Here is a 13,887-nt window from a genome sequence, read left to right as displayed (position 1 = left end):
CATGAATTTGGCTGCTCACTTGGAGGCCCCATTACTCGCATCCTCAACGGGCCGAACGACGAGAGCTATGGGACGCTCGCCCCGATACGGATACGGTTCGCTATTCGCTGACGTAACAGGGGAGCGAATCGACGCCGTAAACGAGCGACTGCGGGGAGAGGTCAGAGAGGTCCGGTTCGATCACTCCGAACCGGTCCAGGAGTCGTTCCAAAGCGATGTCCGCTTCCAATCGGGCCAACTGCGCCCCCAGACAGAAGTGAATCCCCCCGCCGAACGTCAGATGTGGGTTGGGGTTCCGCTCGGGTCGGAACTCGTTCGGCGCGTCGAACTTGGATGGGTCACGGTTTGCCGACCCGATCCGTGCGACGACCAACTCGTTTTCGTCGATTTGGCGTCCGCCGATTTCGACCGGTTCCGTCGTCACGCGTCGGACTGCTTGGGCCGGTGAACGGTAGCGGAGAACTTCCTCGATCAGCTTCGAGCGGTCGATTTTGCCCGCCCGGACCGCGTCGAACAGGTCGTGTTCTTCGAGACACCAGAGCGTGCTCGTGATGAGGTTGACCGTCGTGACGTTACCGGCGACGAGGATGGTTATGCAAAACCTGACGACCTCCTCGTGATTCAACTCGTCGTTCGACGCGGCGAGGGTAATCAGATCGTCTCCGTCACCGTCGATGCGGTCCGGGATGAGTTCCGAGAAATAGTCGCTCATCTCGCGTTGGGCCTTCTTCGCTTCCTCCTCGTCCGTCATCGCCAGTTCGGTTGTCGCTATCGACCATTCGCGGAACTGTTCGCGGTCCACGGCCGGAAGGCCGAGTAGATCGGCGATGACGGTCACCGGGAACGGATGGGAAAATTCCTCGATGATGTCGACCGTCGTCCCGGTTTCGACGGTGTCCAGAATATCGTCGGCGATTCGCTCGAAGCGTTCCCGACTCTCCGCCAACGTCCCGGGGAGAAATCGGTGGTTGGAGAAATTACGGAGGCGTTCGTGTTCCGGCGGATCGGTCCGGATCATCGACGGTGTCTCGGCCGTCGTGCCGAGCGGACTTCCATCCGTGAACCGAATGTCCGCACTGGCGATATCCGCGGTGAATCGCTCGTGATCGCCGAGAACTTCGCTAACGTCGTCGTAACCGAACACGTCCCATCTTCGTCGTTGCTCGTCGTACCGCACTGGCTGGGTGCTGCGCATTTCTGCGTACCAGTCGAACGGTTCCAGTCGGGCTTGTTCGTCGGACAATGCTTCGGGTGGCGTACGGAAGGCCGTACCTCGATTGGAGGACCCCATGTACTGAACATTCAGTCAATTCGTTGTATATCTTTCGGATTTGAAGAAGAGTAATTAAGTATCTCCTTTATGATTTGAAACTGGAATGATCTCGCTATTACAGCGGTTATATCCGTTTATATGTCGCTCTGTTGCTGCCGTGGATCGATAGCTGTTGGTGGTGAACGTCCGTGGTACGGGTCCTCCCCCTGAGAAAGGCTTATGTTGTACTGAACGTTCATTCAGTATATGGAGCGAATGACGACACGGAAACGACCGTGGCTCGCGGCGGTGTTGTCCGTCCTCGCAACTGGCCTCGGACATCTCTATCTCCGCCGTTGGAAGCGTGCGCTCGGATGGCTTGCAACGCTCTACGCCGTTGCTGTGCTGTTTGTCCCCTCCAGCGTGCTCGACGCCCTCTTCACAGGAGGGCCGGTCGACCTCCTCGCCGCCGCACCCGTTCTCCTGGTCAGCGGCCTTTGCGTCCTCGATGCTTACCTCCTCGCACACGTCCAGAACACGTTCGAGCGACTCGTGACGACAGAGATCAGTCAACCGACCGAGAGCGACGCGGAAACCGTTCGTTGCCCGAGTTGTGGCCGCGCCCTCGACGCCGACCTCGACTTCTGCCACTGGTGTACGACGCGGCTCGACGGCGATGGCTCGGCAACCGACGGACCGCAGAAAAACTAGTTGACATCGCTTATTCGTCCGCCAGAACGCATCGTTGAAGATAGCGGTCAGTCTCGGCCCGTATCGCTTCGAAGCGGTCGTCGTCGGTCGTCATCTGTTCGGTCATCGTGCCGACGATGATCGTCTGCAGTATCGTCGCCGTCCGTTGAGAGTCCACGTCCCGAAAAACGCCCTCATCGATACCCTTGCGGATGATTCGTGCGATCTGCTTCCGAATGAACTCGTCGCTGCGCGTGAAGTGCTTGCGGAACTCGGCGTCGTGTGTCCCTTGTGCGCGGAGTTCGACCATCGCCTGGGCGAACCCGTGGAAGTCGCTCGAACGGGGGTCGAAGAGCACCTGATCGAGGAGTTCGTCGAGATGGTCCGCGGCGCTCCCTCCTTCGGGGTACGGTATCTGGTCCTCGAACCGTTCCAGCATGAAATCGAGGAAATCCAACAGCAGGTCGTCTTTGCCGTCGTAGTGGTAGTAGAGAAGCGATTTCGATTTTCCGAACTCGTCGGTGATGTGTTGAATCGTGAGATCCTTGTACCCGTATTCACAGAGCGCGTGGAAGGTCGCTCTCATGATCTCCTCCCGCGTACCGTCCACCTCGTCGAGAAACGAAGGGGTATCAGTCATTGATACTGTGTATTAGGATACCAACAAACAATTTTGTCGGTCCACCCCGCACTCGGCCGTCACCGGCACCTCCCCCATCGAACAGTCATCCTTCGAATATTCGCCCGCGATTTCTGGAGCGGGATACGGGTCCCCCGCTCCGCCGTAATCGTTTCCGGCTACCGGTCCAAAATGACGCAGTATTCGACCTGAAACCGAATTTGGGTCCGATCCGTACCCATTTATGCCCGATTTTCCGCACAGTCGTGTGCGATCTCGGACAATCGCTTTAGGGTACCCGGCCATCGATGAAATCGGAGGCACACCCGAAACGATGGTCGAAAACGTGCGCCGACGTGGCCCACACGCTACCCACGCGATGAGCGTCGTTTCGGGCGGAATCCACAGTAGAACACAGCAGTATCGAATCACCTCGACGCGTGCGACGGATGTCACCCCTGTCACCCCTGACAGAACGCATCACTCACCTTCATGGTTCCGTCCGCGCACCGTCGAACCCGTTCATCACAACCCACGCGTTATCACTGTCTGACGCTGGACGGCGAACCGTCATCAGCCTCCATTCGGTTCGCCGATGCGTCGTTCGGATGAGCTCCGACACTGACGACGGCGTGGTTGCGAACACCTCTCGAATCGATTTTTCGGAGAAATACCGCCCCTAATACTCGCAATATCCCCGTCTCAATACTCGAAACTTCTCTCGTTCCCAATGCCCGAAACTCCCAATCCGACACTCTCAGTTTTCCCGTCTCAGTTTTCCTGTTCCCGTTTTCCCGCCACTGTATTCATCAGTCCCTCGTTACCGTCACTTGTAGCTCTGATAGAGCAGGATGATGACCGAGACGCTGGCGAACATGTCCGGCAGGAACGTGAACGGTCCGAGCCCGCCGGGCGGTCTGAAGCCGAACAGGGTGGTGACCAACGGGTTCGCGGTGAGGGCGTACAGCGTCAGTGAGATGGTAAACAACAGCAGGCTCATCGTGAACCGGTTCGGTAGGTTACGGTAAATCCGAGCGTAGGTCGTGAGGAGGACGAGCAGCAGGACGCTCGTGAACGTGGAGAAGAACGTTTTCACCTGAATGATCTCGGCCAACGGCTCCATCCCGCCTTGTGGCGGCCCGGGATGCCGGAAGATATACTGCGGCAGCAGGAACGAAATGAGCGCCGCGGCTACGAGCGAACCGACGACGTAGACGAGCGTCCGAACGAGCGCGCGGTCTTCAGTCATCGTCGAGGGATGCTTGTTCGGCGATTTCATCGAGCAGGTCGAGGTTCGATTCCATCCGGTCGGTCAGGAAGTACATCTTCCCGTACTCGTCACCCGTCGTGGTGAGCACGTCGTTTTCTTCGAGCATTTCGAGGTGGTGTTGGACGGTTTTGTAGTTCAGGTCCAGTTCGTTGGAGAGTTGGTTCGTGTTCATCGGGCGTCGGTTCAGCGACCGGACGATACGCAATCGGTTTTTACCGCCCTGCGTCCCGCCGATGAGCCACCACAGTAGCTGTCTCATCGATTCGCTTGCCTGTCGACCCCTGTGGTACTCGTGCGTTGCATCGGTAGCGGGTTCCGGAATCGTGTATCTATTCGCGCTCTCGTTCACTTCCATCTTTCTACTCGACGAGGTGTTGCCCGAAAATCCGCCGCACCGACCGCCGTCGCAAGTGGTGTCGGCCACAGTTTTCCACTCTCCACCGCTCACGAACCCCCGTATAATGCTTCATCCGTTCGTGGCTACCGTGTAGATCACCCATAAACGTTCACCGAACTGATGGACGGATCGGTCACTGATGAGGGGAAATTCAGGCCCAAATTCACACGAATTGTTTCTCTGCGCGCGCGCCATCGCCGGTTGTTCTCGAACTAAATCGAACTGAATAATTGAGGTATCTGTGCCGAATTTGTGCCTCTTTTCCGACGAATCCATCCGCAACTTCGGCAATCGAATATAATCCATCGGGGAGCAGGCCTTCCCGAAAACGATGATTCGACTATCCGTTCGAGAACGACCAGTGAACCATGGTTGGGGCTTCCACCGCGACGCCCGCTCATCCGCCGACGTGGGAGGTATCGATGAGTAGCGAAACGACGGACACCTCGCTCTCCGACCGGCTCTCGTCGTTCGCCGACGAGACGCCGATGGAGAAAGTCGCGCTGCTCGGCATCCTCTGTCTGTCGGCGTTTTTGAACCTGTATCGCGTTTCGGACGAGGGATACGCCAACCTCTACTACGCGGCAGCCGTGAAAAACATGCTCACGAGTTGGCACAATTTCTTCTTCGTCTCGTTCGATGCCGGGTTCGTCACCGTCGATAAACCCCCGCTCGGCCTGTGGATTCAGACGGCAAGCGCGTGGCTGTTCGGGTTCCACGGCTGGAGTCTGATACTTCCGCAAGCGATCGCGTGCGTGCTGTCGATCGCACTGCTGTATCGAATCGTCGGCCGGACGTTCGGCTCACGTGCGGGACTGGCCGCCGCGCTGACGATGGCGCTGACGGCCGTCGTCATCCCGACGAGTCGAAACAACACCGCCGACATGCTCGTCGTCCTCGCCGTACTCGGCGGGGCGTACTTCGTGCTCCGCGCGGCCGAAACCGGTCGCCGACGGTGGCTCTTCGCCTCCGCGGCCGCGGTCGGTCTCGGCTTCAACATCAAGATGATGGAGGCCTACCTCGTGCTCCCGGCGTTCTACCTCGTCTACCTGCTCGGCGCGGAGGTGTCCATACGGCGACGCATCACCGACCTCGTGCTCTCGACGGGCGTCCTGTTCGTCGTCTCGTTCGCGTGGGCCACCGTCGTTGCGCTGACCCCGGCCAGTCAGCGTCCCTATATCGGATCGACCGACAACAACTCCATCTTCAGCCTGATTTTCGGCTACAACGGTATCGAACGCCTCACCGGAATGGGTGGCGGCGGCATCGGTGGCAGCAGTAGCAGTGGTGGATTCGGCGGCGGTGGCGGCGGTTTCAGTCACGGTGCCATCGGCCCGCTTCGGCTGTTCAACGGGGAACTCGCCGGGCAAATCGGCTGGTTGCTGCCGGTGGCAGTCGTCGCGCTGGTACTGCTCGTCTACCGACAGCGCGGTCAGTGGCCGTTCGACGGTCGGAGTCGGTCGGTCGTTCTGTGGGGGATGTGGTTCCTCACGGCCGCGACGTTCTTCAGCGTCGCCGGGTTCTTCCACCTCTACTACCTCGTCATGTTGGCCCCGCCCGTCGCCGCGTTGGTCGGCATCGGGCTGGTCGAGTTATGGGACGAGTACTGGAACACCGATTCGAGCACCCTCCTCGGATGGCTACTGCCAGCGACGCTGCTCGGGACCGCGGCCGTTCAGGCGTACATTCTGTCGCGGTACCCCTCCTACAGCCAAACGCTCACCCCCGTCATCGTGGGTGGTGTCGTCATCGTCGCGGCGGCGCTCGTGGTCGGACGGGTTCGCCGACGAACCGACCGTCGTTGGCGGTCAGCGATGGGAACCGCGACGGCACTCGGTCTCGTCGTCCTTCTCGTCGCGCCGACGGTTTGGGGGTCCATGTCCATCGCGTCGGGGACGAACGTCTCTATCCCCTCGGCGGGTCCGTCGTCCAGTGCGTTCGGCGGCGGCGGGCCGAGTGGAACGGGCAACGGTTCTCCCCCGTCCGGATTCGGCGGGAACGCCTCGTTCGACAACGGTACAGCCGGAAACGGCAGTCAGTTCGGGGGACCGTCGAACGCCTCCGGATTCCCCGGTGGGGGCGGTGCATCCGGTTCGGGATTCGGCGGTGTAAACAGCGAGGCGAACACCGCGTTACTGTCGTATTTGGAAGCTCACCAGGGTAACGCAACGTATCTGGTGGCCGCGGATTCGGGAGCGAACAGCATCGCCCCCTTGATGCTGAACAGCGACGAACCCATCATCTCGCTCGGCGGGTTCGGCGGGAGCGACCCCGTCATGACCAAGAGCGAACTCGCCTCGCTCGTTCGGAGCGGCGAACTCAAATACGTCCTCGTCGGCGGTCGAATGGGCGGCGGTGCAGGTGATAACGCTCCATCGGAAACGAACGGCTCGTACGGGTCCCAATCCGCAGCCAACGGCCAGTATTCGTCGAACGGTCCGAACGGCGGGAACGCGAGCTCCGGAGCGATGAACTTCGGCGATAGCCAGCAAAACGGGGTGTCCCAGTGGGTCGAAAACAGCTGTACCGTCGTTTCCAGCGACGAGTACCAGTCGTCCGACGGCAACCAGTCGGGGTCCGCGGGCACCCTCTACAACTGCACCAGTGCGGTGAACAACTGATGGGCGAACGGCTATCCATCGTGCGCCGGTTCGGGACCCCGAAGAACCTGCTGTCTATCCTCTTCGCGGGCGTACTGCTGGCGCTCACCGCGTGGAGTATGGCCGATATCGACTGGAATTCGGTCGTCGGCTACCTCGGCGAGACCGACCTGCTCTGGTTTCTACTCGCACTGGCGGTGTTTCACGTGCTGTCACTCGTCCGTTCGCTTCGATGGCGGACGTTGTTGCGGAACGCAGGGTACGAACTGACCGCGACCGGAGCGCTCGGGACCGTCGCCGAACTGACGCGTATCATCTACCTCGGATGGTTCGTCAACTGCATCACGGTGGCGAGACTCGGCGACGTGTATCGCTGCTCGCTGCTCCGACGTTCGGCGGACGTCGAATTCGGCGTCACGGCCGGGACGGTGCTGACCGAGCGAGTCGTCGACTTCTCCGTTCTGGTCGTCGTTCTGGGAATCTCGACCCTGTTCGCCTTCTGGGGAGATTTCCCGACGTTCGTCGTGAACGCACTCCTCGTCGGCGCGGCTCTCTCGGGACTCGGACTCGCAGGCGTGTTGGCGTTGCGCCACTCCAACAGGACTGTCGAACGGCTGATTCCGACCCGATTTCGGCGCTACTACGTCCATCTCCGACGGGGAACTGTCGAGTCACTCGACCGGATTCCGACCCTCGTCGGCTACACCGCCGTCGGGTGGATCATCGAGGGGGTAACCATGTACCTCGTCGCGGTCGCCATCGGCGTGTCGCTTCCCATCGCAGGCGCGTTCGTCACCGCGCTCGTCGCCGTCCTGCTTTCGACCGTTCCGGTGACGCCCGGCGGACTTGGCGTCACGGAAGTCGGTATCGCGTTCGTCCTCGGCTGGGTCGGCGTGGATTCGACGGCCGTCGCGGCGGTCACCATCCTCAACCGCCTGATCAGCTACTGGAGCGTCGTCGGCGTCGGGGTCCTGCTCTCGCTCGTCGGACTCCGCGTTCCCATCGAACTGACGACGACACCCGCGACGAGCGGTGCTCGGACCTTCGGGGGTGAATCGCGAACATGAGTGAGTCGATTGAGACCAGTGAGACCAGTGAGACCAGTACGATGAGCGGGTCGAATGGGACCAATGAGACGGACGGGACGAGTGGAACCAGTGAGATGAGCGAGATGACCGGTGACGTTCCCGAAGTGAGCATCGTCCTGCCCGCCTACAACGAGGCATCGACCATCGCCAGTGCGACCGAGATGACGATCAAGACGCTGGCGGGGTTCCTCCCCTCCGATTCGTTCGAAGTGGTGATCGCTGAGGACGGTTGTACCGACGAGACTCCCGAGATAGCCGCGCTGCTCGCGCGCGACCACGACCGAATCCGGCACTTCCACGGCGAGAACCGCGCCGGGCGCGGTGCGGCGCTCTCGCGCGTGTTCGAGTCGGTCGAAAGCGACGTCGTCGGGTACATCGACACCGACCTCGCCACGGACATGAAACACCTCGAAGAACTGGTCGAGAGCGTCCGCGTCGGACCGTACGACGTTGCGACAGGGTCGCGCCTCCTTCCGGACAGCCAAGCGAACCGCTCGCTGAAACGCGGCACCGCCAGTCGCGTGTACAACGGCCTCGTCAGGACGTGTCTCTCCTCGTCGGTACACGACCACCAGTGCGGGTTCAAGGCGTTCGACCGAACGGCGCTCGACGACCTCCTCCCGACCGTCGAGGACCGCCATTGGTTCTGGGACACCGAACTCCTGATACGCGCCCAGCGGATGGGCTACCGGATTCACGAGTTTCCCGTCGTCTGGAACCCCGGCCGAGACACGACGGTCGATGTTCTCCGTGACGGGGGTTTCATGGGCTATCGCGTTCTCAGGCTGTGGTGGCAACTCGGCAGGACGGAATAATTACCACGAGCGTTTCATTTTGTGGCAAAATTTGGTAATAAACTCGTCCACCACCACAATTCTCAGGAGATGCCGGGATTGTTTTTCTAATTCAAAGATTCGAGCGGAACTGAGACGCAAAGCTAATATAATTATGCTATATGTTTTCATAGCATGGATAGACGGACCTACCTCAAAGCGAGTGGTGGCGCGTTCTCCGCGTTGGCACTGGCTGGCTGTCTCGGCGACTCTGACAACGGTGGCAGCGGCGACAACAATGGCGGAAAAACCAGTTCGGACGGGAACGGCGGTGCCGATAACGGTAAAATCATTATCGGTTCCGACATCCCGTACAAGCCGTTCGAATATCGCAAACAGGATGGGTCGCTCGAGGGGTTCGACCCGGCGATTGCCGAGTCGATCTTCAAGGGGCAACTCAACCGGAAGTATGAGTTCCAGAAGACCAGTTTCGACACCATCATTCAGAGCCTGAAAAACAAGAGCTTCCGCGTCATCATGAGCGCGATGACCATCACGGACGAACGCGCCGAGAAGGTCGATTTCTCCGACCCCTACTTCACGGCCTATCAGACGGTCGCGGTCCGAAAGGATGGTAATATCAAGAAACTGGACGACCTGAAAGGTAAGACGGTCGGCGTTCAGAAAGGAACCACGGGTGAAAGTGCGGCAGAGGACCTCAAGAAGGACCTCGGCGGCGACCTCACCATCAGTAGCTACGACCAGATTACAGGTGCGTTCAACGCGTTGCGGAACCAGCAAGCGGCCGCCGTCATCAACGACAACACTGTCAACGCACAGTTTGTGAACGAGATGGATGGCATCGTCTTCCTCAAAGGGAAAGGGGAGGCCGCAAAACAGGGCAAGAAGGCACCCGACTATCTCACTCTCACTGTCGAGGAATACGGGATAGCCTTCCGCAAGGATGACGACGAACTGCGGAAGAAGGTGAACAATGCTATCAAGACTATCAAGGACGACGGCACGTACGACGACATATACGGCCAGTACTTCGAGGGCTGATCCTCGGATCGTCAAAATTTAAAAGATTAGATATCATGGCAGAGACATATCACGAAGACGCGGCCGCCGAAGACCGCTCCGGTGACGGTTTGTTGACGGATACTCGGCTCAAATGGTTTGGAATCGTCTTCGCAGGTGGGTTTACGCTTCTCGTCGCGTACTTCCTCTTCCGAATCCTGACGGAGTTCGTCGATTACGACCTGTTGGTGGCTGTTTTCCCCCGGTTCGTCGATGCGTACATCCTCGTCCTCGAAATCGTCATCATTTCGAGCGTCCTCTCGCTCATCGGCGGGTTGTTTGTCGGATTGGGGCGCGTATCGAAAACAAAATTCACCCACGCCGTTGCGACGGGCTACGTTGAGTTCTTCCGAGGAACACCGCTCCTCTTCCAGTTACTCGTTATCTTCACCGGGCTACCGGCGTTCGGTATCGGCCGGTTCTCAGAATGGCGATGGTACGCTGCAGTCATCGGACTCACGTTGAACCACGCAGCGTACTCCGGCGAGGCCATCAAAGGCGGTATCACCGCCATTCCGGACGGACAGATGGAGGCAGCACGGTCACTCGGGATGTCGTATATTAGCTCGATGCGGAAAGTCGTCCTCCCGCAGGCGCTTCGTAACGCACTCGCCGCGGTGGGTAACGACCAGATCATCCTCGTCAAGGACACGTCATTGTTGACCGTTCTTGCCATCCCCGAACTCATCAGCGTGTTTCGGAACGTCAACAGCAACCAGTTCGACGCGTGGACGCCCATCGTTCTCGTTGCAGTCGCGTACCTCGCCGTCACGCTTCCGCTGGGGAAACTCGTTCGCATGCTCGAAAGCCGCGCCGCATGGGGTGAGGAACAATGAGAACCCCGAAGATCGAGTTTGACGGCGTTGACAAATATTTCGGCGAGGCGCACGTCCTGAAGGACGTGGACCTCGATATCGACGACGGCGAAGTGGTCGTCGTCGTCGGGCCGAGCGGAAGCGGGAAATCGACGTTGCTCCGCTGCACGAATCGCCTGGAAGAGATTCAGGGCGGCGACATCCGCATCGAGGGCGAGTCCATCAACGACCCGAATGTCGATATCAACTTCCTGCGCCAGCGCATCGGCATGGTGTTCCAGAGCTTCAACCTCTTCCCGCACAAGACAGCGCTGGAGAACGTCTCCCTCGCGCCGATGGACGTGAAGGGACTGTCCCAGATGGACGCCGAAGAGCGGAGTCAACAACTCCTCGCCGACGTCGGCCTCGCCGACCAGGCGGACTCCTACCCGAACCAGCTTTCGGGCGGGCAACAACAGCGCGTGGCCATCGCCCGCGCGCTGGCGATGGACCCGCACGTCATGCTGTTCGACGAGGTGACGAGCGCGCTCGACCCCGAACTCGTCGGCGAGGTGCTCGGCGTCATGCGCGAACTCGCCCACGAGGGCATGACGATGATGGTCGTCACCCACGAGATGGGCTTCGCCCGCGAGGTGGGCGACCGAATCGTCCTCATGGCCGACGGGCGCGTCATCGAGACCGCACCGCCGGAGGAGTTCTTCGAAAACCCGCGCACCGACCGCGCGCGACAGTTCCTCTCGATGGTGCTGTAGGTCTCGATAGTGCTGCAGTCGCCGCTATTTTTTAGTCGTCTTCACCGGGTAGCGGGTGAAGTACGCCGTACCAGAGGCGATAGACGACCATTCCGCCAGTTCCGCCGACGCCGAAGTTACTCTTGAATGCCTCCGTCTGCGGGAGCAATCGTCGACGAATCACCAGTGTACACATACTGAACAGCACACCTCGACGGCGGTTCGTTCGTATCTCGCCGACGTCTCGGTCGTACAACCAGAGGGAGAAAATTCGATACAGAGCACCGAACGCGAGTCCTCGCGGAGAAACGTGTGCTCCATCGGGGTGCTCGCCCGGTTCGTTCTCGTTCAACACTGCTTTCCAGAGGCGTATCTGGATGAACACCCCGAGCGCGGCGATACCGAACTCGAACAGGGCGCGAGTCCGTCGTTCGACCATGTTTACGCTCGACCGCTCGACACGATATGTCTACCGCCCGCACTTTCTGATTCGACCTCAGAGCTGTCTCGCTACGCTTACCCTCGGAAAAAACGCGTGAGGATGTTCGAAACCGCTGCTTACGTCAGCGGGATGATCGTCGAGAGCACGAGCACCGTTACGAGACCGGTGATGGAGATGATGGTCGTCACCATCGTCCACGTCTGTAGGGTTTCACGCTGCGTGAGGCCGCCGATCTCTTTGACGAGCCAGAATCCCGAGTCGTTGTACCACGAACAGATGTTTCCGCCAGCGCCGATGGCCATTACCATGTACACCGGGCTAACCGAAAGCTGTCCGGTCAGTGGAGCCATGATTCCCGCGGCGGTGAGCATCGCGGCGGTCGCCGAACCCTGTGCGATGCGAACGATAGCTGCCACGAGCCATGCGGTCACCAACAGGCCGATGCCGAGTCCCTGCAGGTGGTCCGCGATGTACGGGCCGATTCCGGACGCGGCCAGGAGCGCACCGAACGCGCCACCCATCGCGGTGATGGCGGCGATGTTTCCGCCGCTTTTCAGTGCGTCCGTGAGTTCTTCCTCCCAGAGCGAGCGCGAGAGGTCGGACCAGCGGAGGTAGGTGTACGCCGCAGCAATAGCGGCGATGGTCAGCGCGACGTTCTTGTCACCGACGAACGCGACGACTGGTTGGAGCGGTTCGAGAATCGGATAGGGCTTCTTGAACGTATCCACGATGGTGTACGAAGCGACGAGTCCGATGGCGAGGATGATGGGGAGCGCCGATTCGAGGAAGTTCGGAAGCGTTTCCGAGCTTCGATTCGCACGCTCCTGGAGTTCCTCCGTCGTCGTTCCCATCGCGTCCCGAAGGGGGATGTCGATTCGCTTGTTAAGCCAGCGGCCGTACACCAGACCGGCTATGATTGCCGATGGGATGGCTACCATAAGGCCGATCAGGATGGTTAGTCCGAGATTTTGAATGCCGAGCTGGTCGGAGACGGCCAGCGGGCCCGGTGTCGGCGGAACGAACACGTGGGCTACGGATGCACCGGCACCGACGACGATGAGGTACAGCGCGTAATTATCCCCCACTCGCGCACGCATCGAACGCGCGAGTGGTGCCAGCAGGTAAAACACGCTGTCGAAGAACACCGGGATGGCGAGTACGGTACTGCTACCCCAAAGCGCGATGTCCGAATTTTCTTCTCCGACGGCTGCCTGGAATCCCCGGACGATGCGTTGGGCGGAACCGCTTTCGAGCATCGACTTCCCGATGACCGATGCCATCAGAATCGGGATCCCGATTCCTGCCATTCCGTTCCCGAACTCGGTCGCCGTCTTCGACGCCGCATCGGCGAACGTGAAGTCGGCGACGAACACTGCGTTGAGGAGTCCAACACCGAACGCGGAGATCGCCAATCCGACGAACGCCGGGAGGTCCCAGACGACGAGTAAGAGGACGACCAAAATAAGCCCGACTGCGAACGTGAGCAGCGGACTCTGTGCCAATTCAATTGCCATAGATTGCGACTCCATGTCATTGATGTTCATTGAAAACATTTTCCTTTAAATGTGCCACTTTAATAAACATCGTTAACAAAAGATGAAAGTGTTTGATTTCATTTGTACCATTCTTTTACTATGTAAATGAACGCTGGTTTTATTGTTTGCCGTTTATTCGTATCCGATATGGAACGTGCACTCGTGGTCGTCGAACCGACGGACACGGCAAAAGAACTCGCGTACGAAGCGGGAACCATCGCTGAAGGAGTGGGGGCCGATTTGGTTCTGACGCATATCACGACCGAACAGGAGTACAGCGCTCGCCGTGGCGCCATGGAATCACTGATGAGTAGTTCGGCGAGTTATACCGTCGGTGAGGCCGAAGAGGGAGCGACACAGTTTGCCAGCGACATCGGTGACGAGGTACTTTCGGACCTCGACGTCGAGTACGAGGTGGAGGGTTTCCTCGGCAATAAAGCCGAAAAGATACTCGATGCGGCCGACGAATACGACTGTGACCACGTCTTCCTGACGGGCCGCCAGCGGTCACCGACCGGCAAAGCCCTCTTCGGCGACGCGACACAGGGAGTCATCCTCGACTTCGAGGGGCCGGTTACCGTTCTCACGGGTTGAG

The 13,887-nt window shown here is 59.6% G+C and carries 13 protein-coding genes and 1 pseudogene; 8 read left to right on the top strand and 6 right to left on the bottom strand.

Annotation, left to right across the window (positions count from 1 at the left end):
- Window positions 1–100 precede the first annotated feature (100 nt).
- Window positions 101–1,291 (bottom strand): cytochrome P450, encoded by a 1,191-nt coding sequence (locus tag A4G99_RS00960; RefSeq protein ID WP_066138267.1) that lies wholly within the window; start codon window positions 1,289–1,291, stop codon window positions 101–103.
- Between the two features lie 228 nt (window positions 1,292–1,519).
- On the opposite strand from A4G99_RS00960, the gene A4G99_RS00955 reads away from it, so the two are divergent.
- Window positions 1,520–1,963 carry a zinc ribbon domain-containing protein gene (locus tag A4G99_RS00955; RefSeq protein WP_066138264.1) on the top strand — a complete coding sequence of 148 codons (444 nt, stop codon included), beginning with the start codon at window positions 1,520–1,522 and terminating at the stop codon, window positions 1,961–1,963.
- A gap of 10 nt (window positions 1,964–1,973) precedes the next feature.
- Here the strand turns inward: A4G99_RS00955 and A4G99_RS00950 are convergent, their stop codons facing one another.
- The 3 genes from A4G99_RS00950 to A4G99_RS29655 all read right to left on the bottom strand — a co-directional run bounded on the left by A4G99_RS00950 (window position 1,974) and on the right by A4G99_RS29655 (window position 4,090).
- Window positions 1,974–2,582 (bottom strand): TetR/AcrR family transcriptional regulator, encoded by a 609-nt coding sequence (locus A4G99_RS00950; RefSeq protein WP_066138261.1) that lies wholly within the window; start codon window positions 2,580–2,582, stop codon window positions 1,974–1,976.
- An 805-nt stretch (window positions 2,583–3,387) separates the two neighbouring features.
- The gene (locus A4G99_RS24155) at window positions 3,388–3,810 is read right to left on the bottom strand and encodes a hypothetical protein (RefSeq protein WP_082837656.1); all 423 of its coding nucleotides are present in this window, start codon (window positions 3,808–3,810) and stop codon (window positions 3,388–3,390) included.
- Complete coding sequence (locus tag A4G99_RS29655) at window positions 3,803–4,090, bottom strand: winged helix-turn-helix domain-containing protein (protein ID WP_066138550.1); 288 nt, start codon at window positions 4,088–4,090, stop codon at window positions 3,803–3,805. The genes A4G99_RS24155 and A4G99_RS29655 overlap by 8 nt, the downstream gene beginning before the upstream one ends.
- 560 nt (window positions 4,091–4,650) lie before the next feature.
- On the opposite strand from A4G99_RS29655, the gene A4G99_RS00930 reads away from it, so the two are divergent.
- The 6 genes and pseudogenes from A4G99_RS00930 to A4G99_RS00905 all read left to right on the top strand — a co-directional run bounded on the left by A4G99_RS00930 (window position 4,651) and on the right by A4G99_RS00905 (window position 11,336).
- Window positions 4,651–6,849 carry a glycosyltransferase family 39 protein gene (locus tag A4G99_RS00930; RefSeq protein WP_066138255.1) on the top strand — a complete coding sequence of 733 codons (2,199 nt, stop codon included), beginning with the start codon at window positions 4,651–4,653 and terminating at the stop codon, window positions 6,847–6,849.
- The gene (locus A4G99_RS00925) at window positions 6,849–7,895 is read left to right on the top strand and encodes a lysylphosphatidylglycerol synthase transmembrane domain-containing protein (protein WP_066138252.1); all 1,047 of its coding nucleotides are present in this window, start codon (window positions 6,849–6,851) and stop codon (window positions 7,893–7,895) included. The genes A4G99_RS00930 and A4G99_RS00925 overlap by 1 nt, the downstream gene beginning before the upstream one ends.
- A 95-nt stretch (window positions 7,896–7,990) precedes the next feature.
- Window positions 7,991–8,716: pseudogene (locus A4G99_RS00920) on the top strand (dolichyl-phosphate beta-glucosyltransferase); the annotation flags it as partial.
- Window positions 8,717–8,884: 168 nt separating this feature from the next.
- Window positions 8,885–9,751 (top strand): basic amino acid ABC transporter substrate-binding protein, encoded by an 867-nt coding sequence (locus A4G99_RS00915; protein WP_066138248.1) that lies wholly within the window; start codon window positions 8,885–8,887, stop codon window positions 9,749–9,751.
- A 35-nt stretch (window positions 9,752–9,786) separates the two neighbouring features.
- On the top strand, window positions 9,787–10,605 hold the full coding sequence (locus A4G99_RS00910) for an amino acid ABC transporter permease (protein ID WP_066138245.1): 819 nt from the start codon (window positions 9,787–9,789) through the stop codon (window positions 10,603–10,605).
- Window positions 10,602–11,336, top strand: coding sequence for an amino acid ABC transporter ATP-binding protein (locus A4G99_RS00905; RefSeq protein ID WP_066138242.1), 735 nt, complete (start codon window positions 10,602–10,604; stop codon window positions 11,334–11,336). Before A4G99_RS00910 ends, A4G99_RS00905 begins: the two co-directional genes overlap by 4 nt.
- 31 nt (window positions 11,337–11,367) lie before the next feature.
- Here the strand turns inward: A4G99_RS00905 and A4G99_RS00900 are convergent, their stop codons facing one another.
- Together A4G99_RS00900 and A4G99_RS00895 are read right to left on the bottom strand one after the other, a co-directional pair.
- On the bottom strand, window positions 11,368–11,754 hold the full coding sequence (locus A4G99_RS00900; RefSeq protein ID WP_066138240.1) for a hypothetical protein: 387 nt from the start codon (window positions 11,752–11,754) through the stop codon (window positions 11,368–11,370).
- Window positions 11,755–11,873: 119 nt separating this feature from the next.
- Window positions 11,874–13,271 carry a GntP family permease gene (locus A4G99_RS00895; protein ID WP_066138545.1) on the bottom strand — a complete coding sequence of 466 codons (1,398 nt, stop codon included), beginning with the start codon at window positions 13,269–13,271 and terminating at the stop codon, window positions 11,874–11,876.
- Window positions 13,272–13,439: 168 nt separating this feature from the next.
- On the opposite strand from A4G99_RS00895, the gene A4G99_RS00890 reads away from it, so the two are divergent.
- A complete protein-coding gene (locus A4G99_RS00890; protein ID WP_066138237.1) occupies window positions 13,440–13,886 on the top strand; it encodes a universal stress protein in 447 nt (148 codons plus the stop codon).
- The last annotated feature ends 1 nt before the right edge of the window (window position 13,887 follow it).

It is taken from the genome of Haladaptatus sp. R4, assembly GCF_001625445.1.
GTDB lineage: Archaea > Halobacteriota > Halobacteria > Halobacteriales > Haladaptataceae > Haladaptatus.
The sequence above is the reverse complement of the archived record's forward strand: the minus strand, read 5'-3'. Positions and strand labels throughout refer to the sequence as shown.

Excerpts from the sequence above, each read along its gene's own strand:
- A4G99_RS29655 (WP_066138550.1), bottom strand. The coding sequence starts at position 4,090 with ATGAGACAGCTACTGTGGTGGCTCATCGGCGGGACGCAGGGCGGTAAA.
- A4G99_RS00955 (WP_066138264.1), top strand. The coding sequence starts at position 1,520 with ATGGAGCGAATGACGACACGGAAACGACCGTGGCTCGCGGCGGTGTTG.
- A4G99_RS00930 (WP_066138255.1), top strand. The coding sequence starts at position 4,651 with ATGAGTAGCGAAACGACGGACACCTCGCTCTCCGACCGGCTCTCGTCG.
- A4G99_RS00905 (WP_066138242.1), top strand. The coding sequence starts at position 10,602 with ATGAGAACCCCGAAGATCGAGTTTGACGGCGTTGACAAATATTTCGGC.
- A4G99_RS00915 (WP_066138248.1), top strand. The coding sequence starts at position 8,885 with ATGGATAGACGGACCTACCTCAAAGCGAGTGGTGGCGCGTTCTCCGCG.
- A4G99_RS00895 (WP_066138545.1), bottom strand. The coding sequence starts at position 13,271 with ATGGCAATTGAATTGGCACAGAGTCCGCTGCTCACGTTCGCAGTCGGG.
- A4G99_RS00950 (WP_066138261.1), bottom strand. The coding sequence starts at position 2,582 with ATGACTGATACCCCTTCGTTTCTCGACGAGGTGGACGGTACGCGGGAG.
- A4G99_RS00925 (WP_066138252.1), top strand. The coding sequence starts at position 6,849 with ATGGGCGAACGGCTATCCATCGTGCGCCGGTTCGGGACCCCGAAGAAC.
- A4G99_RS24155 (WP_082837656.1), bottom strand. The coding sequence starts at position 3,810 with ATGACTGAAGACCGCGCGCTCGTTCGGACGCTCGTCTACGTCGTCGGT.
- A4G99_RS00910 (WP_066138245.1), top strand. The coding sequence starts at position 9,787 with ATGGCAGAGACATATCACGAAGACGCGGCCGCCGAAGACCGCTCCGGT.
- A4G99_RS00900 (WP_066138240.1), bottom strand. The coding sequence starts at position 11,754 with ATGGTCGAACGACGGACTCGCGCCCTGTTCGAGTTCGGTATCGCCGCG.
- A4G99_RS00960 (WP_066138267.1), bottom strand. The coding sequence starts at position 1,291 with ATGGGGTCCTCCAATCGAGGTACGGCCTTCCGTACGCCACCCGAAGCA.
- A4G99_RS00890 (WP_066138237.1), top strand. The coding sequence starts at position 13,440 with ATGGAACGTGCACTCGTGGTCGTCGAACCGACGGACACGGCAAAAGAA.